The sequence below is a fragment of the Streptosporangium amethystogenes genome, from assembly GCF_000721075.1.
In the GTDB taxonomy this organism is placed as follows: domain Bacteria; phylum Actinomycetota; class Actinomycetes; order Streptosporangiales; family Streptosporangiaceae; genus Streptosporangium; species Streptosporangium amethystogenes.
The window spans coordinates 102,974-121,886 of record NZ_JOEQ01000030.1 but is presented as its reverse complement, the minus strand read 5'-3'; the positions used below and the strand labels follow the sequence as shown (position 1 = coordinate 121,886).

The 18,913-nt window shown below is 70.3% G+C and carries 19 protein-coding genes; 15 read left to right on the top strand and 4 right to left on the bottom strand.

Annotation, left to right across the window (positions count from 1 at the left end):
* The first annotated feature begins 18 nt into the window (after nucleotides 1–18).
* Nucleotides 19–1,005, top strand: coding sequence for an ABC transporter substrate-binding protein (locus IG98_RS0133165; RefSeq protein ID WP_245651824.1), 987 nt, complete (start codon nucleotides 19–21; stop codon nucleotides 1,003–1,005).
* Between the two features lie 134 nt (nucleotides 1,006–1,139).
* On the opposite strand, the gene IG98_RS0133160 is transcribed toward IG98_RS0133165, so the two are convergent.
* Both IG98_RS0133160 and IG98_RS45575 read right to left on the bottom strand, forming a co-directional pair.
* Complete coding sequence (locus IG98_RS0133160) at nucleotides 1,140–3,536, bottom strand: helicase-associated domain-containing protein (protein WP_030921383.1); 2,397 nt, start codon at nucleotides 3,534–3,536, stop codon at nucleotides 1,140–1,142.
* A 264-nt stretch (nucleotides 3,537–3,800) separates the two neighbouring features.
* The gene (locus IG98_RS45575) at nucleotides 3,801–4,232 is read right to left on the bottom strand and encodes an ATP-binding protein (RefSeq protein WP_063766330.1); all 432 of its coding nucleotides are present in this window, start codon (nucleotides 4,230–4,232) and stop codon (nucleotides 3,801–3,803) included.
* A 316-nt stretch (nucleotides 4,233–4,548) separates the two neighbouring features.
* Between IG98_RS45575 and IG98_RS0133150 the strand changes: the two genes are divergently transcribed.
* The 7 genes from IG98_RS0133150 (at nucleotide 4,549) to IG98_RS0133125 (ending at nucleotide 10,058) form a co-directional block, all read left to right on the top strand.
* Nucleotides 4,549–5,409 carry a helix-turn-helix domain-containing protein gene (locus tag IG98_RS0133150; protein ID WP_386311309.1) on the top strand — a complete coding sequence of 287 codons (861 nt, stop codon included), beginning with the start codon at nucleotides 4,549–4,551 and terminating at the stop codon, nucleotides 5,407–5,409.
* Entirely contained in the window at nucleotides 5,410–5,646 is a 237-nt protein-coding gene (locus IG98_RS0133145; RefSeq protein ID WP_030921376.1) for a DUF397 domain-containing protein, read from the top strand.
* 123 nt (nucleotides 5,647–5,769) lie between these two features.
* Nucleotides 5,770–6,027: a hypothetical protein gene (locus IG98_RS0133140; protein ID WP_245651823.1), complete on the top strand. Its 258-nt coding sequence runs from the start codon at nucleotides 5,770–5,772 to the stop codon at nucleotides 6,025–6,027.
* A 197-nt stretch (nucleotides 6,028–6,224) separates the two neighbouring features.
* Entirely contained in the window at nucleotides 6,225–6,347 is a 123-nt protein-coding gene (locus tag IG98_RS54425; RefSeq protein ID WP_281178559.1) for a hypothetical protein, read from the top strand.
* A gap of 1,254 nt (nucleotides 6,348–7,601) precedes the next feature.
* The gene (locus tag IG98_RS0133130) at nucleotides 7,602–9,113 is read left to right on the top strand and encodes an amino acid adenylation domain-containing protein (protein WP_169750226.1); all 1,512 of its coding nucleotides are present in this window, start codon (nucleotides 7,602–7,604) and stop codon (nucleotides 9,111–9,113) included.
* Nucleotides 9,106–9,258, top strand: coding sequence for a hypothetical protein (locus tag IG98_RS51080; RefSeq protein WP_157594656.1), 153 nt, complete (start codon nucleotides 9,106–9,108; stop codon nucleotides 9,256–9,258). The genes IG98_RS0133130 and IG98_RS51080 overlap by 8 nt, the downstream gene beginning before the upstream one ends.
* Before the next feature lie 41 nt (nucleotides 9,259–9,299).
* A complete protein-coding gene (locus IG98_RS0133125) occupies nucleotides 9,300–10,058 on the top strand; it encodes a hypothetical protein (protein WP_030921367.1) in 759 nt (252 codons plus the stop codon).
* Here IG98_RS0133125 and IG98_RS0133120 read toward each other — a convergent pair.
* Complete coding sequence (locus tag IG98_RS0133120; RefSeq protein WP_030921364.1) at nucleotides 10,055–10,648, bottom strand: histidine phosphatase family protein; 594 nt, start codon at nucleotides 10,646–10,648, stop codon at nucleotides 10,055–10,057. The genes IG98_RS0133125 and IG98_RS0133120 overlap by 4 nt on opposite strands.
* Nucleotides 10,649–10,710: 62 nt before the next feature.
* Nucleotides 10,711–11,625, bottom strand: coding sequence for a TIGR03621 family F420-dependent LLM class oxidoreductase (locus IG98_RS0133115; RefSeq protein ID WP_051753270.1), 915 nt, complete (start codon nucleotides 11,623–11,625; stop codon nucleotides 10,711–10,713).
* Nucleotides 11,626–11,744: 119 nt separating this feature from the next.
* Between IG98_RS0133115 and IG98_RS47590 the strand changes: the two genes are divergently transcribed.
* The 7 genes from IG98_RS47590 to IG98_RS0133080 all read left to right on the top strand — a co-directional run bounded on the left by IG98_RS47590 (nucleotide 11,745) and on the right by IG98_RS0133080 (nucleotide 18,850).
* Nucleotides 11,745–12,524, top strand: coding sequence for a phytanoyl-CoA dioxygenase family protein (locus tag IG98_RS47590; protein ID WP_051753269.1), 780 nt, complete (start codon nucleotides 11,745–11,747; stop codon nucleotides 12,522–12,524).
* 35 nt (nucleotides 12,525–12,559) lie between these two features.
* The gene (locus IG98_RS0133105) at nucleotides 12,560–13,576 is read left to right on the top strand and encodes a phosphotriesterase family protein (protein WP_030921355.1); all 1,017 of its coding nucleotides are present in this window, start codon (nucleotides 12,560–12,562) and stop codon (nucleotides 13,574–13,576) included.
* Nucleotides 13,563–14,765: a cytochrome P450 gene (locus IG98_RS0133100; protein ID WP_030921353.1), complete on the top strand. Its 1,203-nt coding sequence runs from the start codon at nucleotides 13,563–13,565 to the stop codon at nucleotides 14,763–14,765. Before IG98_RS0133105 ends, IG98_RS0133100 begins: the two co-directional genes overlap by 14 nt.
* On the top strand, nucleotides 14,759–15,571 hold the full coding sequence (locus tag IG98_RS0133095; RefSeq protein WP_051753268.1) for an SDR family NAD(P)-dependent oxidoreductase: 813 nt from the start codon (nucleotides 14,759–14,761) through the stop codon (nucleotides 15,569–15,571). The genes IG98_RS0133100 and IG98_RS0133095 overlap by 7 nt, the downstream gene beginning before the upstream one ends.
* Nucleotides 15,568–16,422 carry a Gfo/Idh/MocA family protein gene (locus IG98_RS0133090; RefSeq protein WP_030921348.1) on the top strand — a complete coding sequence of 285 codons (855 nt, stop codon included), beginning with the start codon at nucleotides 15,568–15,570 and terminating at the stop codon, nucleotides 16,420–16,422. The genes IG98_RS0133095 and IG98_RS0133090 overlap by 4 nt, the downstream gene beginning before the upstream one ends.
* Before the next feature lie 400 nt (nucleotides 16,423–16,822).
* A complete protein-coding gene (locus IG98_RS0133085) occupies nucleotides 16,823–17,773 on the top strand; it encodes an ABC transporter substrate-binding protein (RefSeq protein ID WP_030921346.1) in 951 nt (316 codons plus the stop codon).
* 75 nt (nucleotides 17,774–17,848) lie between these two features.
* The gene (locus IG98_RS0133080) at nucleotides 17,849–18,850 is read left to right on the top strand and encodes a FecCD family ABC transporter permease (RefSeq protein ID WP_030921344.1); all 1,002 of its coding nucleotides are present in this window, start codon (nucleotides 17,849–17,851) and stop codon (nucleotides 18,848–18,850) included.
* Nucleotides 18,851–18,913: the final 63 nt, after the last annotated feature.

Here is an 18,913-nt window from a genome sequence, read left to right as displayed (position 1 = left end):
CTTCCTCGGCGAGGATTCATGGCTGTCGGCCTCGGCCTCGTGTTCGCCCTGGCCGCGTGCGGGAGCGGCACCGAGACGGCACCCGTGGCCAGTGGCTCTCCGGCTGCCTCCTCGTCGGCGGCGGGTCCGTGGGCCTTCACCGACGACCGCGGAAAGAAGATCGAGCGGCCCGAGCGCCCTGTCCGCGTCGTCGCCCAGGTCGGCGCCGCCGCCGCGCTCTGGGACTTCGGGGTCCGCCCGGTCGCGGTCTTCGGTCCGCACAAGCTCAAGGACGGGACCAGGGACCCCCAGGTCGGCAATGTCGACATCACCAAGGTCGAGTCGATCGGCAACGTGTGGGACGAGTTCAACGTCGAGAAGTACATCTCGCTCCAGCCCGACCTGCTGGTCAGCGGCATGTACACCGGAGACACCCTCTGGTACGTGCCGGAGAAGTCCACCTCCACCATCGAGCAGGTGGCGCCCACCCTCGGCGTCCGCCTGGTCGGCAGGTCGCTGCCCGAGATCATCGGGAAGTACGGCGAGGTGGCCGCCGCCCTCGGCGCGGACCTCAACGCCTCCGAGGTGACCGCGGCCAAGGCGAGGTTCGACGCCGCGGCCAAGGCGCTCGTCACCCCCGAGACCAGGAACCTGAAGATCCTGGTCATGTCGGGTGGCCCGGAGACGATGTGGGTGGTCAATCCCGATGACCACGCGGACGTGCGCTACTTCAAGGAGCTTGGCCTGGACGTCGTGGTGCCGGACAAGGTCGACGAGGCGGGCTTCTGGGAGACGCTGAGCTGGGAGAACGCCGACACCTACGAGGCGGACGTGATCCTGGTGGACGCCCGCACCCAGTCGATGCGGATCGACGAGATGAAGAAGAAGCCGACCTTCGCCAAGCTGCCCGCGGTCAAGGCCGGGCAGGTCTACGCCTGGCACGCCGAGGAGCGCTACAGCTACCAGGGCTACGCCGACGTGCTGGAGAAGCTCCTGGCCGACCTGGTCAAGGCCAAGAAGCTCTAGTCCGGCGGCCCGGGGTCCTCGACGGCGGCTTCGGCAGGACGACGACCGGAAACCCGGCCACACCTCATGTTCACCGCATCAGCCGGATCTCGGAGGCACCGGTCCACGCGCTCGGCTCCGCGGGGCGGGCGGGGTCAGGCGTAGGCGCCGCGGACCTCGATGATGTCGGCCAGCGGGAACTCCAGGTAGTCGCCCGCCTCCTCGCACCACGCGTCGAGCACGCCGCTGCGCAGCTCGCCGTGGCTGATGGTGGCGGTCAGGCCGTCGGTCAGTGTGATCGCCGCCCGCACGCCCCGATCGACGACGAAGCCGAGCAGCGACTGCTGGGCGGTCGGCAGGCGGGAGGCCATGCGGCCGATGACAGCCCATGTCCTGCCGCCGGACTGGGCGGCCTGGCCCTCGGCGACGAGCAGGCGCTGGGCGTGCTCGCGGGGGTCCGGCGGCGGCTCCACCAGCGGGTACGGGGGCTGTTCGAACTCGGCCACCCGGCCCCCGGGCAGCAGGATCAGCCGCCCGTTCCGCGGTTCCTCGACGCGGGCCCTGCGGATGGTGATCTCCCCGGTGTCCTCGATGGGCACCGGCGCGTAGCCGTTCTCCCGCAGCGCCGCCAGGGTCCTGTCGGCGGGCATCGCGCTGGCCAGCACGGTCGGGGCGAGCAGCCGCAGGCCCAGCCTGCTCAGCCGCCGATGCCCGGCGATCTCGGCCAGCAGCGCCGGGTCGGAGGCCTGCACGATGCAGGCGACGGTGGTCACCGTGACCTCGCCGTGCCGCCTGGCCACGTCGTGAATCAGGTACTCAAGGGGCTGCGGCACCCTGCCCACCTCGGCGAGGTCCGTCAGCAGACCCTCGGCGGTGTAGCCGGTGTCCATGGCCCGGCGCACGCTGGCCGGGGTGAACCGCCAGACCGAGGCCGCGCCGCGCGACTCGCGCTCGGCGGCCCGGTCGAGCAGCTCGGCGAGCTCGCCGGCGGGCGGGCCGGTCACCACCGCGGTGAGGTCGGCGCCGAAGAGCGCGCTCCGCCGCACGCTGGCCAGCGCCCTGGTGGAGCACTCGACCAGCACGGGGTCGTTCTCCACCAGGGGCGCGGAGTCGTCGATCTCGTCGCCGGGGAAGGCGTCCAGACCGGCCATCGCGCGGCCGAGATCGGTGATCGTGTCGAGGGCGACCAGCCCGAGCATCCGGGCCTCCTCCAGCACGGCGGGAGCGCACTCGGCCAGCAGCGACCGGTCCAGCAGCGGGGCGTGCCAGTACGCGGACTCGACCAGCCCGGCCAGATCGACGCACGCGGTGCTGGCGGGCAGGCGGGCCAGCACGCCGAGCACCGCCCGCCGGGCGCGGGCGACCATGGCTCCGGCGGGATCGTCGCCGAGCACCGTGCCGTACTTGCCGTCGACCTTCCGGAGCGACGAGCGCTCCATCCGCCACCACGCCGACAGCAGCACCCTGAGCCTGGCGGCCGCGTCGTCCAGCCGCCAGCGGTCGAACTTCTCGGTGGGCACCAGCCCGCCGGCGGAGTCGTCCCAGGCCAGCAGCCGGGCCACCGCGCAGACCTCCAGCAGCAGCCGGGTCTCGTCCTCGTCGCAGCCGGTGTCCTTGGCCACCCGCCGGACCTCGCGCACACCCACCCCGCCTGCCTTGAGCAGCGGCAGCGGGAACTTCGCGGTGTTCTCCAGCATGGCGGCGCAGCGTTCCACCACGTGTGGCGCGGCCAGAGTCATCAGGTGGTCGACGGCCTCGGGGTCGACGGGGAGCGTGGCGAGGTCGGGCGGTACGGGGGTGAAGGGCGGGTGGTAGTCGGGACCGCGCAGTGCGAGCGCCACCTCACGGGGCATCTCGGCCACATTCCAGCTGGGGCGGAAGAGCAGCCCGTGATCGGTGGCCCATTTCTCGGGAGACCCCGGCACCACGAACTCGCCGCCGTCCACGTCGCGGACAGGGCCATCCCAGGCGAACTCCTCAAGCAGCCGCCTCGCACCCTCGGGAGCCTTCTGCAGCAGCGCGGTCACCTGGTGCGGGTCGGAGAGGATCTCGGTGACCCTGGCGACCGTACGCCGCTTGGGGCTGTGCGGCAGGCCCAGGGCCCTGGCCAGCCCGCGCAGCGCGTCCGCGCTGACCGTCCAGGAGTTCAGGTAGTCGGGGAGCGGCTCACCGAGCCCGCAGGGGGCGGTCCACCAGCGGGCGAGCCCCTCGGCCACTCGGATACGGCCCTCGGCGTCCGGCCACGCCAGGGCATGGTCGAACAGCAGGTCGAGCCAGGGCGCCACCTCGGCCTCGGACACGCCCATGAACCGGGCCACCGTCTCCGGCCCGGCCTGCTCGCCGAGGGTCAGCGTGGCCTGCGCCACCTCCAGGGAGGGCAGCGGCAGGCCGCGCATGACCTCCATCACCGCGAACCCGTTGCCCAGTCGCTGCGCCAGGGTGTCCAGGCGGCGCGGCCACGGCGGGGCGATGGCGTCCGGCCGGTTGGCCAGAACTCGGGCGAGCCGTTCTTCGTCGAGGGTTTTCAACCAGCCGAGCAGGTGATCGTCCATCTCGCAGCTCTCTCAGGAATCTCGCGCGGGGACTCTCCGTGAGCCATAAACATCCACGGTAATGCAGAGGGCATCTCTGACGGCGTCTACCGCGCAGAATGCGACGCGTTATATGAGGTCTCCATCCGGTTCTAACCGGTCCCGGGGCCGCCGGGAGGGAGGAGTGGCGGCCCCGGGACCGATCGGCGCCCTAAAGGGGAAGAGGCGGCGCCGTCCGGAAGAGGTCGGTGGAGGTCGTGAAGGAGCGGGGTGGGCGTTCGGGGTCTACGGGCGGTCGAGGGGGGCGGGATCCTCACGAGGGGCGGTCCGCAGGACGGCCCAGACAATCTTGCCGTACGGGGCCAGCGGTGCCCAGCCCCAGCGGAGGCTCAGTGACTCGACGATGTGCAGTCCGAGGCCGCCGACGTCGAGTGGCGAAGGATCGCGGAGCGCGGGGAAGCCGGCTCCCGGGTCGTTGAGTGTGCAGGTGACCAGATTGCTCCGCCGGATCAGGGAGAGCCGGATCGGCTCCCTGGCACGCGACTCGGCGAGCCGGAGGCCGTGTCTGAGGGCGTTGGTCGCAAGTTCCGAGACGACCAGCTCCATGTTCTCGCCCAGCTCGCCGAGGTTCCAGCCGGTGAGGGTGCCCGTCGCGAAGCTGCGGGCGGAGTGGACGGACTCGGCGTGTGGCGGGAGCACGAAGGTGGCGCTGGCCATGACCGCCGGGGATCCGGGGAGAAGATCGCGCGCGGAATCGGGCCACCAGCCTGCGGGGGGCCACCAGTCGAGCGCCGTCCATGACGTTGACGTTCGAGGGGGCGCGGTTTGGGCGGACTGCACGGTCGCAATCATGGTGCAAACTCCCGTGCAGGTGCAAGAGCGAATGCACGTGCATAAGGTGTGTGCAACCGCTACCGTTACCGGTTATTGGGTAATTTTGGACGAAAGGGGATCTTGATCGTGGCCAGGGATTCTTCGGCCGCGAAGTGACAGACTGTCGATCAGGAAAGCGAGCAAGGAGCATCACGTGTCCATGGATCCGCCCGGTACCGGTTCCACTGTCCGGCGCATCATGCTCGGCGCGAGTCTGCGCCGGCTGCGTGAGGAGAAGGGGCTCGCCCGTGAGGTAGCGGGATTCCACATCCGCGCCTCGGAGTCCAAGATCAGCCGTATGGAACTCGGCCGCGTCGGCTTCAAGACGCGTGACGTGGAAGACCTGCTCACCCTGTACGGCGTACTCGACGACGCAGAACGGCGCGGCCTGCTGGAGATGGTCCGCGAGGCGAACACCCCCGGCTGGTGGCACAAGTACGGCGACCTGTTGCCGAACTGGTTCACCACCTACGTGGGGCTGGAGGAGGCGACGAACATGATCCGCACCTACGAGGTGCAGTTCATTCCCGGCCTGCTGCAGACATCCGCCTACGCGCGCACCGTGATCCGGTTGGGCTACCCGGACGCGCCGGAGGCGGAGATCGAGCGTCGTGTGCATATGCGCATGCAGCGGCAGGATCGCCTGACGAAGAAGGACGGCCCCCGGTTGTGGGCGGTCATCGACGAGGCGGCCCTGAGGCGTCCCATCGGAGGTAAGGAGACGATGCGTGAGCAGATCCAGCACCTGCTGGAAGTGGCCACGCTTCCCAACATCACCCTCCAGGTGATGCCTTTCCGATTCGGCATGCACGCGGCTGAGGGTGGCGCGTTCAGCATCTTGCGGTTTCCCGAGTCCGACCTGTCGGACGTCGTCTATGTCGAGCAGCTCTGGGGTGCCCTCTACCTGGACAAACGTGAGGACATCGATCCATACCTCACGGCCATGGAGCAGTTGTGCGTGGAAAGCACCACGCCCGGGGGCGCCGCCGAGATCCTCGGCGACCTTCTCAGAGAGATGTAAATGGAGCAGACCTACAACGGCATGCCGGCCACTGACCTTGCCGGGGCCAGCTGGCGCAAGAGCCGCTACAGCAACTCGACGGGTAACTGCGTCGAGCTTGCCGAACTCTCGGATGGCAGCATCGCGGTCCGAAACTCGCGTTTTCCCGAGGGGCCTGCCCTGATCTACACCAGGGACGAGATTCGTGCCCTGGTGCTCGGGGTGAAGGATGGGGAGTTCGACGGTTTAACGGTGTAACACCGTTTTTACCTCAGAGCCGCCGGGTTAACCGGGCCGCGCCGGTGGCGTAACCGGGAGAGTGGAACGGCACGGAAGAGTTTGAGGTCACAGCGATTGGGGGCTCAAGCCGTGCTCGACCAGATGACCTTGTACCCGGTGGCCGACGACGTGCTGTTCGCGCCAGGCGGGCGCGTCGTGATCCGCACTTACGGCGTCGCCTCGGCGGCGACGGGGGAGGGTGCGCCCACTCCGGTGTCCTACCGCACATGGGTCACCGGAGTGCGCGACCAGCCACGTTACTGGCGCTGGGGTCACTTCGAGGACGCCTGCCACGGTCACCGCCGGGTCCTCGAATGGCTGACGGGGCGAGGGCCGCAGCCCGCCGCGGCGGCCGCCTGAACGGGCATTTCCGCACCACGAGAAGGTCCCCTTCCTCGACCGGTCTGGCAACCGGTCAGAGGGTTTTTGATGCCTTTATGGCTATCGCCCCGTTTCTCCTTCCGGAGAACTGTCGCTTTCGGATGTGATGCCGCACCGCCGTCCGGCCGCGGCCGCGAGGCCCTTCCGCCCGATCCGAAGCCATGATCCGCCTGGCCGTGAACGATCTCATGGCCCGTCGTCTCGTCGGCGAATCCACCCCCACCCGGTGGAGCTTCGCGCGTCCGCGGCAGGAGATCGTCTCCACCCGCGTCCCGTGTCTCCTCCTGGCCGGACTCTGACGGCAGGGCCGCCCGGAGGGTGCATTTCCTCAGGTGGCGGGTGCGGTCTGGGCGCTCACCCGGCATGCCCACCGTTTCCGGTGCCTTCTGTCGCCGTGGCGTCCTGAGCGGCACGCCCCTCCTGGGCTCCAAGCCAAACCCAAGCATGTTACAAGATTTTCACAGGATCGCCCACTAGCGTGATCGCTGCTTCCCGAAATGACGGTGAGAGCGCTCGGGGCCTCTACCTGATCCCGGCTTTCCGTCGCCGATCTCTATCGGTGGGCAAATGGAAAAGGAAGCGGAGGGATCGTGCTCTTACCGAAGATGAGTGAAAGCACTGGGGGGTGCGCGGAAAACTACCGCAAACGAGTGACGGATGCCGTCTGGACTTTCGGAACCCGTGCCGACCGGACCCCTCTCCTGTTCCCGGCGCTGCTCCCGGCCCGGGAGGAGCATGGGCCTTTTCGCCCTGTCGCCGCAGCTCATGAAGTGGTCTTGGCCGGAAGAACGCGAGGAGCGCCGCTGGGCAGGTCGCTCTGCGGCGCCGCTCGGTCCAAGCTGTCCCATGTCGACTGCGCCCGCGGGGGTGGACACAGGAGTACGAAAAAGGCTCCCTTTCCGATGGTGGCGTGACGGTTTCCGGAGTTCACGCCGAGGATCTGGGAAAAGTCCGCACCATCCGGTTGAGGAGGTGTCGGTCGCGGAACTCCCGGCGAAATGAGAAAGACAACATCGCAGCCGTCGACGGGGTGAGCTTCGATATCGAAACGGGAAGGGTACGCGCCCGTCTCGATGAAGAACTCCTGCTCTTCCGCACCGGTGCCGTCCGTGACGGGGGGACGGTTCTCGCCGAGCGGAGCGCGCGGATGGCCGCGGGGGACCGGGAGGTCGAGAGGAGCCCGCACGACCTCAAAGCCCTCTCCCCGCTGTGCTGGACGCCCCGCGAGGGAGACACCCGGGAGGCCGCGGCGTTACTCGGCCGCCGCCGGGAGTCGCGCGGGAGTGTGCCCGCCCGGTGTCGCTCGCGCCGCCGGGACGCGCGATCGTCCGGAGCCGGGGGGCAGGCTCTTCGGCACGGGCGGCGGCGGGTTCCTGCCGCTGCACGCCGACGCCTCCGCACGGGAGCCGGTGCGTGAGGCCATGGCCGCACACGGCCTCGCCGAACGGACTCCCCGGTTCGACGCGACGGAGGACACGCCGCGCCCCCGTCCCATCGAAAGCCCCGCTGACATGCGGTTCGAAACACACAACGATCACCAAGGAGGTGCGGGGATGCGAGAAGAACGGCTGCATACGCGTTTCCAGGCCGTGGCCGGAGCACACCCCTCGCGCGTGGCAGTGCGGGGGACCGACGGCGAGCTCACGTACGGGGAACTGGAAGCCCTGGCGCTGAAGGTCGAGGGAGAGCTGCGCGGGCTCGCGGAGGATCGGCTCGTCGCGGCGAGGGTCGGTCGTACCCACCACGCCGTCGCGGTGCCGCTGGGGATCATGATGGCCGATCGCGCCTACGTCCCGATCGACCCCGCGTATCCGGAGAGACGCCAGGACCAGATCCTGGCCGACGCCGGTGTGCGTCTCATCGTCACGGACCTGCCGATGGACGGCGAGTCCGTGCTCGCTGAGATCGGTCCCCTCCGGATCGTGGAACGGGCGTCGGCGGGAGCCCTGGAGGTCCCTCCGGACACCGCCTACGTCATCTACACCTCCGGGTCCACCGGCGCTCCCAAGGGCTGTGTCGTCTCCCACTCCAACGTGCTCGGCCTGATGGACGCCGCCGACGAGGTCTTCTCCTTCGACGCGGACGATGTCTGGGTCCTGTTCCACTCACTGAGCTTCGACTTCAGCGTGTGGGAGATGTGGGGTGCGCTGTCGCACGGTGCCCGGCTGCTGGTTCCCGCCGCGGAGGTCGTCGTGGACCCCAAGGCGATGATCTCCACCCTGCTCTCCGAACGTGTCACCGTCCTCAACCAGGTGCCGTCGGTGTTCGGCTATCTGGTCAGGGAGCTGGTACGTTCGGGCACTCGCCTGCCCGCGCTCAGATACGTGGTCTTCGGCGGTGAGGCGATGTGCCCGCCGGACCTGGAACTGTGGTGGAGCGCCGAACTCGGCGGAGCCCAGATGGTGAACATGTACGGGATCACCGAGACCACCGTTCATGTGACGCACTGCCTTCTGTCCCCCGAGTCGCTCGCCCGAGCGCCGGAGTCCGCCACGCCCATCGGGCGACCCCTGGGCCATCTCGCGGTCAGCCTGCGGGATTCCACCGGAGCGGAGGCCGGTGTCGGCGAGCCAGGGGAGATCTGGGTCTCCGGGGGCGGGGTCGCCCACGGCTACCTGGGACGCGCGGATCTCACCGCGAGCCGTTTCGTCACCGGCCCGGCCGGATCACGCCACTACCGCAGCGGCGACTGGGGAACGCGTGACGAGGAGGGAAACCTCTACTACATCGGCCGCAGGGACACACAGGTCAAACTCAGGGGGTTCCGGATCGAGCTCGGTGAGATCGAGTCGGTGCTCAGCGGGATGACAGGCGTGAGAGGCGTCGCGTGCGTAGTGGAGAAAACCTCCATCGGGGAGCCCCAGATGGTGGCCTACGTTGACTCCGCGTCGCCGGGTGCGGTCACCGAAGCCGATGTGAAGGGGTACGCGAGACTGTCGCTGCCACGTCACATGGTGCCGCACAGGGTGAAACTGCTCGACTCGTTTCCCCTGACCGGCAACGGCAAGCTCGACAGGGCGGGACTCGCCGCCCACCACGCCGCACAGCGGACGCGACATGGCTGAGGCACGGTGGGTTTCGTGGAGCCGGCGCGGGCACAGGATCCGCGGAAAGTGCCCGTGGGCGACCGGGACGGCCTCGCCGTCCACCGCGGCGGCGCGGGCGACGACCCGGATCTCCACGCTGTACGGCGTGATCCTTCTCAACTAGTGTTCAACCAAGCATTCGCTTGGTTTGAGGAGGCGCTTACCGTGCGGCGAGGCATCTACCTGGTCGAAGAGGTCGACTTCCGGCCGATGAACTCCCGCAGGCCGCTGGAGTACCTTACCTGGCTCACCCGCTACAAGAAGGAGGACGAGGTCCTCGACACCCCGGAGCTGACCCGGGGGCTGTCGATCAGGTCCAGGGACATCGACCTGGTGGGCGCCTTCTACGCCGTCGGCATCACCGGCCATCCCCAGTTCAAGGCGGTCACACTCTGGGACTGCCACGGCGGCTGGGACGGCGGCTGGCGGCAGATGATGAACATCTACGACGGCGTCGACGGCAGGCTCTTCCTCTCCGACATCGACGACCTGCGTTTCTCCGCCTTCTCCCGGCCACTGGGCGCGGTGCGCGGCAGCCCGGCCCTCGCCGACATCACCGCCGAGGGCTACGCGGCCCCGTTCTACCTGTTCGAGAGCGCCCAGGTGCGGCCCGGGGCCGCGCTGGACTACCTCGACGCCGTCCGCGAGGAGCGCGCGCCCGTCCTCGCCGACCACGGTCACCGCCCGATCGGCCTGTACGAGGTCCTGTTCTGCGACACCGAGGTCGTCACCGTCTGGGGCATGACGCTGGACGACCACCTGGCGCTTCAGCGGTCCAGGGACGCGGCGCTCGGCCTGGACGACGAGGTGGAGCCGGACGGCCGGCTGCTCGACTGGAGCAGGCGGGCCCGGGAGTTCCTGGCGGGCCCGTGGCGGGAGACCCTGCTGGCGCCCTTCCCCGGCTCCCGCCTCTCCCCGACCTAGGCGGCGGGCAGGACCGGGGCGTTCCAGGTGAGGACGACCGGTTCGTCGCGCTCGAAGCCGAGCCGGGAGTAGGTGCCGGTGTCCAGGCGGAACAGGCGGCCGTCGGTCGGTGGCAGGCCGAGCCAGCGGGCGCACAGTACCCGCAGATAGTGTCCGTGGGCGACCAGGACCACGTCGCCGTCCGCGGCCAGGGCGCGGGCGATCACCCGGTCGGCGCGGGCGCCGACCTGCTCCGCGCTCTCGCCGGGGTGCTCGGCGTCGCCGGGGACGACGCCGTCACGCCACAGGTGCCAGCCGGGGCGACTCTCGCGGATCTCCAGGGTGGTGATGCCCTCGTAGCCGCCGTAGTCCCATTCCCACAGGTCGGGATCTGTCTCGTAGTCCTTGATCCCGGCGAGCTCGGCGGTGTCCCTCGCGCGACGGGCCGGACTGACCAGGACGAGGCCGAACGTCCGGTCCGAGATCAGCGGGGCCAGAGCCCGTGCCTGCTCCTCGCCTCCGGCGGTCAGCCGTAGATCGGTACGCCCGGTGTGCCGGCCGTCCCGGCTCCACTCGGTCTCGCCGTGCCGCAACAGAATCATCTGGTCCATGATGTCCAATCATGCCGCCGGGGCTCCGTCGCCCACGCCCCGGGCCCCGGGGGCGTCACGGGTCAGCGGCCCGCGAGCTCCTCGGCGACCGGGATGAAGGCGTCCAGGTCGCGCTCGTGGTGGAGCACGAAATAGGACAGGTCGTGGGTGTCGCGCCAGTGGCGGAGCTTGTCGACGATGTCCCGGTGGGTACCGAGCAGCACCTGCGGCGTCTCGTCCTGCCGGGAGGAGTCGGCGGCGCTCCACGGCTCGTCCCGCTTGCGGACGCCGAGCTGCTGCACGCTGGTGCCGAGCTCGATCCGGTCGTAGCGGCCGGCCGCGGCCCGCCGTACCAGGTCGATCTTGGCGAGGAAGGCGTCCAGACCGCCGTCCCCGCCATCGGGGCCGGTGCCGTCGGCGCGTACCCGCATGCCGAGGTTGATCACGTCGGCCTCGCGGGCGGCCAGCCCGAGCATGCGCGGGCCACCGCCGCCGAGCAACAGCCGAGGGTGGGGGCGGCTCAGGGGCTTGGGGGTCTGGTCCAGGGCGGTGATCCGGTAGTGCCTGCCGTGGAAGGTGAAGGGGCCGTCCGCCCACAGCCCCTTGAGCACGGTGATCGCCTCGGCCAGCCGGTCCACCCTGACCCCCGGCGACTCGAACGCCAGCCCGGCACCGGCGTAGTCGGCGGCCATCCAGCCGGTGCCGAGGCCCAGCTCCAGGCGGCCCTCGGAGAGCAGGTCGACGGTGGCGGCCTCCTTGGCGAGCACCGCGGGGTGGCGGAAGTCGTTGGCGAACACCAGCGTGCCGACCCGCAGGCGGCTGGTGGCGCACGCCGCCGCGGTCATCGCCGCGACCGGCGCGAAGCGGGGACCGACCAGATGGTCGGGGACGAGCAGCACGTCGAAGCCCGAGCCCTCAAGGCGGCGTGCCGCCTCGGCCCAGGCCCTGGCCGAGGTGGCCTCGCGGATCACGGCGGCGAACCGGAACGGGCGATCCATCGGCATCCCCTCTGTTTGACCAAGCGCTTGCTAAGCATAGATGTGCCGTCCGGGCGCGGAAAGGCGGCTGTTATTACCAAGCGCTTGCTTTAGCGGCCGGGAGGTTCGACACTGAGCCAATGGCTGACGACAACCTGGTCCGCGAGGTGACCGACGACGAGGTCGCCTTCTTCGCGGACAACGGCTGGGTAAGGCTGCCACGCCTGGTCGAAGGCGGCTACGTGGCCCTGCTCCGCGACCGCGCCCGGGAACACCTCGCCGAGCGCTCACGGGTGGTCACCTCCAAGGTCGACCAGGCGTTCGGCCAGTCCAGGGACATCGCCGAGACCGACGAGCACTTCCGGGACCTGGCCTTCGCCCCGGCTCTCGGCCGCGGCGCCACCCGGCTGCTGCACGGGGTGGCCGGGGTACGGATCCAGGTGACCAACCTGCTGATCAAGGAGCCGGACGGCGGGCACGGCGCCACCGAGTTCCACCAGGACTTCCCATGGATGCCGATGGACCGCTCGGCCATGCTCACCGTCTGGCTGGCCCTGGTGGACGTGCCCGCCGAGATGGGCTCGCTCCGGTTCCTGCGCGGTTCCCACCGGTACGGCCTGCTGGGCCGCTCCTTCGCCAGGGACGGCGACGACCAGCTCAGCCAGCACCCGTGGCTGAAGGAACTGGAGACCTCCCCGCCACTGGACCTCGCCGCCGGGGACGCGACCGTGCACCACGCGCTGACCGTCCACGGGGCGGCCGCCAACCGCAGGGACAGCGCCAGGCTGTCGTTCACGGTCACCTACTTCGACGCGGACGCGCTCTACACCGGGATGCCGTACGGGCAGACCGACGGCCTGGGGCTGGTCGTCAACCAGCCGTTCGAACACCCGAGGTTCCCGGTCGTCGCGCACGCGTGAACGGGGTGGCGACGAGCGAGGAGTGGTGACCGGACATGAGTGACAACCCCGCGCCGAGCATCGAGACGATCACCGGCCCCATCGGGGACCCGGGCGCGACGCTCATGCACGAGCACATCTTCGGGCTCAGCCCGGAGATCCTGTGGAACTGGCCGGACATCCCCGAGGGCTGGGACCTCGAAGCGCGCGCCCACGAGGCCGCGGCCAAGCTGAACGACCTGAAACGGCACGGCATCGACACCGTGGTCGACCTGACCGTGGTCGGCCTGGGCCGCTACGTGCCCGCGGTGCAGCGGGTGGCCGAGCTGACCGAGGTCAACATCGTGGTCGCCACCGGCCTCTACACCTACGACGCGCTGCCGCCCTACTTCGGCAACCGCGGGCCGGGCTCGCTGTTCGGCGGCGCCGACCGGCTGGCCGAGTTCTTCGTCAGGGACATCACCGAGGGGATCGGCCGTACCGGCGTGAGGGCCGGCGTCCTCAAGTGCGCCACCGACCACCCCGGCATGACCGCCAACTGCGAGCGGGTCTTCCGCGCGGTCGCCGAGGCGCACCTGGAGACCGGGGTGCCGATCTCCACCCACTCGCACAGCGCCTCGGGCGGCGGCCTGGAGCAGCAGAAGCTGCTGGCCCGGCTGGGTGTGGACCTCTCCAGGGTCGTCATCGGGCACGCCGGAGACGCGACGGACATCACCTACCTGGAAGAACTCATCGCGAACGGCTCCTACCTGGGCATGGACAGGTTCGGCATCGAGACGATCAGCTCGTTCGAGAACCGGGTGGCGATCGTCGCCGAACTCGCCGCGCGCGGCCACGCGGACCGGATGGTCCTCTCCCACGACTCCTACTGCTTCAACGACCGCTTCGACGCCGACGTCGTACGGCGACGTCACCCCAACTACCACCTGCTGCACATCTCCAGGGACGTACTGCCCGAGCTCCGCAGGCGGGGCGTCACCTCCGAGCAGATCGACCTGATGCTCATCGCCAACCCCCGCCAGATCCTCGCCCGGCGCGAGCCGTACCGAGAGGCAGGTCATGATCACCGCTGAGGACTTCGACGTCAGCGCGGCCTGGCACGTCGCCGCGCCCTACGACTTCCTGCGCAGGCTCCGCGACGAGCGCCCGGTGTTCCACAGCGAGCACCTGGGCGCCTACGTCATCAGCCGGCACGAGGACGTGCGCGCCGCCTACGGCGACCCCGGGCGCTTCTCCTCCGAGGGCTCGCTGACGATCTCCCGCAGCCTCGCCGACGAGACCAGGCGGATGCTGGGCGAGCACGGCTCGTTCCTGTCCAGCTTCGTGGCCAACGTCGACCCGCCCGCCCACACCCGGCTGCGCCGTTCGGTCTCGCGTGCCTTCACCCCGCGTGCCGTCGCCGCGTTGGAACAGCGCTTCCGCGACCTGAACGAGGCGTTGCTCGACCGGGTGATCCCAAGCGGCGGGGGAGACCTGGTCGCGGAGATCGCGCACGTGCCCTCGGCCAAGCTCACCGCCCGCTTCATCGGCGTCCCCGAGGAGGACGAGGCCTTCGTCAAGGAGCACGTGAAGGACTGGTTCCAGCTCTTCCTGTCGCCGCAGCCGCCCGAGCGCCAGCTGGTGCTGGCGACGAGCTTCCTGACCTACCTCGACTACGTCGACAGGCTGGTCGCCTCCCGCGCCGCCGAGCCGCGCGACGACTTCGTCTCGCTGATGACCTCGCTGATCGGCACCGAGCTGTCGCACCGCGAGGTCGTCGAGCTGATCTCCACGATCCTGCTCGGCGGCAACGACACGGTACCCAACCAGCTTGGCAACAGCGTGTTCAGGCTGCTGCGCGAGGAGATCTGGCCGGTGCCGCCCGAACTGGTGCAGAACGCGGTGGAGGAGTGCATGCGTATCGACGGCGCCAGCCTCGGTTCCTTCCGGTATGCGACCGTCGATGTGGAGATGCACGGCGTGACCATCCCGAAGGGCTCGCTCTGCCTGCTCTCCACCGACTCCGCCGCCCACGACGAGCGCGTCTTCGACGAGCCGGACGAGTTCCGGATCGACCGCGGCAACGCCGACGCGCACATGACGCTCGGCTACGGCATCCATTTCTGCGTGGGGGCCGCGCTCGGCCGCCTGCAGCTCCGTACCGCGCTGAAGGTGCTGGGCCGCCGCCTCCCCGGGCTCCGCCTGGCATCCGGCGGACCGCCCGTCACCTACCGCACGTCGCTGGTCGGGCGGGGCCTGACCGCGCTGAACGTGGAATGGTGACGCGCTTCGACGGCAGGGTGGCGCTGGTCACCGGTGCCGCCTCGGGAATCGGCGCGGCGACCGCGCGCCGGCTGGCCGCCGAGGGCGCCTGCGTCGGGGTCGCCGACCTGTGGGCCGCGGGCGCGCGCTCGGTGGCCTCGGGGATCAGGGCCTGTGGCGGTACGGCGTGCGCGCTCCACTGCGACGTGTCGGACGAGGCGGAGGTGAAGGCGGCCGTGGCGCAGCTGACCGGTTCGTTCGGCGAGCTGGACGTGCTGCACTCCAACGCCGCCTGCCTGGACCGCGACGTCTACGGCCGCGACCAGGACCTGCTCGACCTGGACGTGGAGATCTGGGACCGCACCATGGCCGTCAACCTGCGAGGGGCGATGCTCATGGTCAAGCACGCGGTCCCCGCGATGCGCGACGGCGGCGCGATCGTGCTGACCTCGTCGGTGTCCGGGCTGGTGGGCGACGCCGACCACGCGGCCTACGGGGCGTCCAAGGCGGCCCTGACCGGATTCACCCGCTACGTCGCCACCATGTACGGCTCGCGCGGCATCCGTTGCAACGCGGTCGCCCCCGGCCTCGTCATGACCGACGCGGCGCGCGGGGCGATGTCCCCGCGGCGGCTGGCGGAGAAGGCCGCCGAACGCCTGCTGCCCTGGGCGGCGGAGCCGGACGACGTGGCGGCGCTGGTCGCGTTCCTCGCCTCGGACGAGGCGCGGTGCGTGACCGGCCAGACGATCGTGGTCGACAGCGGGACGACGGCGCACCGTCCGGAGCACGCGATCAGGGCCTGGGAGCGTGCGAAACTGGATCCGTGACGTTATCTGTGGGTCTGGTAGGTGCCGGACCGTGGGCCGAGATGGTGCACGCGCCGATGCTGGCGGCTGGTCCGAACACACGTCTGGCGGGCGTGTGGGCCCGTCGCCCCGAGGCAGCGGCCAGGTTCGGCGCTCCGGTCTTCGAGCGGATCGAGGAACTCTTCGACAACTGCGAGGCGGTCGCGTTCTCGGTGCCGCCCGCCGTCCAGGCGGAGCTCGGCGTGCTCGCCGCCAAGGCGGGCAAGGCACTGCTGCTGGAGAAACCGCTCGCCGCCGATCTGAACGGCGCACGGCGGCTGGCCGAGGCGGTCGCCAAGGCGGGCGTGGCCTCACAGATGGTCCTCACCTGGCGTTACTCGCCCGCCACCCGGGCCTTCCTGGCCAGGGTCACGGCCATCGAGCCGTTCGGCGGCCGGGCGGCCAACATCTCGGGGGCGATGCTCGGCGGAGCCTTCGCCACCTCCTGGCGACTGGAGCGCGGCGCGATCCTCGACGTCGGCCCGCACATGATCGACATGTTGGACGCCGCGCTCGGCAGGGTCGTCGGGGTCCGCGCCCACGGCAACCCGCTGGGCTGGGTCGGCCTGCTGCTGGAGCACGAGACCGGCGCGGTCAGCGAGGTGTCGCTGTGCATGAGCGTGCCGGGTGAGAGCCCGCCCTCCGACGTCGAGATCTACGGCCGCCTCGGCCGGGAGAGCATGGACGACACCCGGCTGGGCTCCGACGTCTTCTCCCTCATGCTCATGGAGTTCGAGCGGACCGTGCGGCGCGGTGGCGGCCACCCCCTGGACGCCGCGCACGGCCTGCGCCTGCAGGAGATCATCGCCGCCGCCGAGGAGCAGCTCGACTGAGAGGCGGCCCCGCTGAACGACGGCCCGCCGGACGGACGGCTCCGTACGCGCGCGGCCTCTGGAGAGCGGCTCTTTCGAAGCGGGCCGGAGCGCGCCCTGTCGGCGGCGATGTGCCCGAAGGGGTGGAGAGCGGTCCTTCCGAAGGACGGCCCCTCCGGAGAGCCGCAGAGCGGTCCGTCCGGAGCCTCGGCATAGAGGCTGTTCGGGGGAGTTGATAGCGTTCGTCCAACGCGTGGTGTGAGCGAAGTCCGGTGTGAGCCCGGCGCTGTCCCGCAACTGTCATGGCCCCTCGTGGGTCGAGCCAGGTCGCCTCCGCCGCGTCGTCGACGCCGACCCTCGTGGAAAAGGGTGACCCGTCCTTGCCTGGGTCCCTCGGTTCCGGTACCTGAAAGGACCTCCCTTGAGGCCCGTACGCAGCGCCCTCGCCGGCGCCCTGCTCGTCACGCTGACCCTCGCCGGATGCGGCCAGACAGCCCCCGCGACCTCGCCCTCCACCGCCTCCGCGAGCGCCGCCACCCCCTCGGCGGCGGGCTTCCCCGTCACCGTCGAGGCGGGCAACGGCTCCGTCACCATCGAGAGCAGGCCCGAGCGGATCGTCTCGCTCTCGCCCGCCGCCACCGAGAGTCTGTTCGCGATCGGCGCGGGAGCACAGGTCATCGCGGTGGACGACCAGTCCAACCACCCCGCGGAAGCGCCGAAGAGCGAGCTGTCCGGTTTCAAGCCGAACGTTGAGGCGATCATCGCCCAGAAGCCGGACCTGGTCGTGCTCTCCAACGACCTCGACGGCATCGTGGCCGCGCTGGGCAAGGTCGGCGTACCGGTGCTGCTGGAGCCCGCCGCCACGAAACTCGACGAGACCTACGACCAGATCACCGACCTCGGTGCCGCCACCGGCAACGGCGAGCGGGCCACCGAAATCGCCACGCAGATGAGGAAGCAGATCGACGAGCTCGTCGCCGCCGCACCGAAGGACGCGAAGCTCACCTACTACCACGAGCTGGACGTCACCCCCTATGCGGTGACCTCCACCACCTTCATCGGCCAGATCTACGGGCTGTTCGGCCTGACCAACATCGCCGACAAGGCCCCCGACGCGGCGGGTGGCTACCCCAAGCTCTCCGCCGAGTTCGTCGCGCAGGCCGACCCCGACCTCGTCTTCCTGGCCGACACCAAGTGCTGCGGCCAGTCGAAGGACACCCTCGCCAAGCGTCCGGGCTGGTCCAAGCTGTCGGCCATCAAGAACGACCAGGTCATCCTCCTCGACGACGACGTCGCCTCCCGCTGGGGGCCGCGCGTCGTGGACCTCGCCAAGCAGGTCGGCGAGGCCGTTCAGAAGGCCGCGGCCAGCTAGTTGACAGATCTCCCCCGCTCCTCCGGCGTCCCCGGCGGCGGCACGGCCGGGCAGGCGGCCCGGCTCAGTCCGGCGGTGACGGCCGCGGCCGTGGCCCTGCTGCTGGCGAGCATGCTCGCCGGGCTGCTGGTCGGTGCCGCGGACATCGCGCCGCGCAGCGTCCTGATCCAACTGCTCGACTGGTTGCCGTTCGTCTCGGCCGACTCCGGGCTGGCCCCGGTCGAGCTGAGCCTGCTGACCGAGATACGGCTGCCCAGAGTCCTGCTCGCCGCGATCGTCGGCGGCCTGCTGGCCGTCGCGGGAGCCGGCTACCAGGGGGTCTTCCGCAACCCGCTGGCCGACCCCTACCTGCTGGGAGCCGCGGCGGGCGCCGGTCTGACGACCACGGCGGCGATCGTTTTCAGCAAGGGTGACGGCGAGGCGATCGGCATCCCCGCCGCGGCCTTCGTCGGCGCCGTCGGCGGCGTCCTGCTCGCCTACGCGCTGGGCAACGCGGCGGGCCGGGGCGGCGGCACCGCCACGCTGGTCCTCGCGGGCGTGGCGGTCACCTCCTTCCTCACCGCCATCCAGACGTTCCTGCAGCAGCTCAGGGTGGAGGAGCTCCAGCGCATCTACGCCTGGATCCTCGGCAACGTCGGCGGCGGCTGGGGTCAGGTCACGCTGGTGGCCCCGTACGCGATCGTCTCGGTGACGGTCATGCTGCTGCACGGCAGGCTGCTCGACGTGCTCTCGGTCGGTGACGACGAGGCGGTGACCCTCGGTCTGAACGCCGCCAGGGTCCGCCTCGTCGTGCTGTTCGCCGCCTCCCTGGCCACCGCGGCGGCCGTCGCGGTCAGCGGGCTGATCGGCTTCGTCGGCATCGTCGTGCCGCACGTGGTCCGCCGCCTGACCGGTTCCTCGTACCGGGTCGTGCTGCCGATCTCGCTGATCGGCGGGGCCGCCTTCCTGGTCCTCGCCGACCTCATCGCCAGGACCGTGCTCGCCCCCGCCGAGCTGCCCATCGGGGTGGTGACCGCCTTCTTCGGCGCGCCGTTCTTCGTGGCCGTACTGCGCATGACCCGCCGGGTGGAGACATGAGCATCCAGACCCATCCGTACCGGGAGCATGCGACCGTGGCCCGTACGCCGTGCGGAGGGGAGA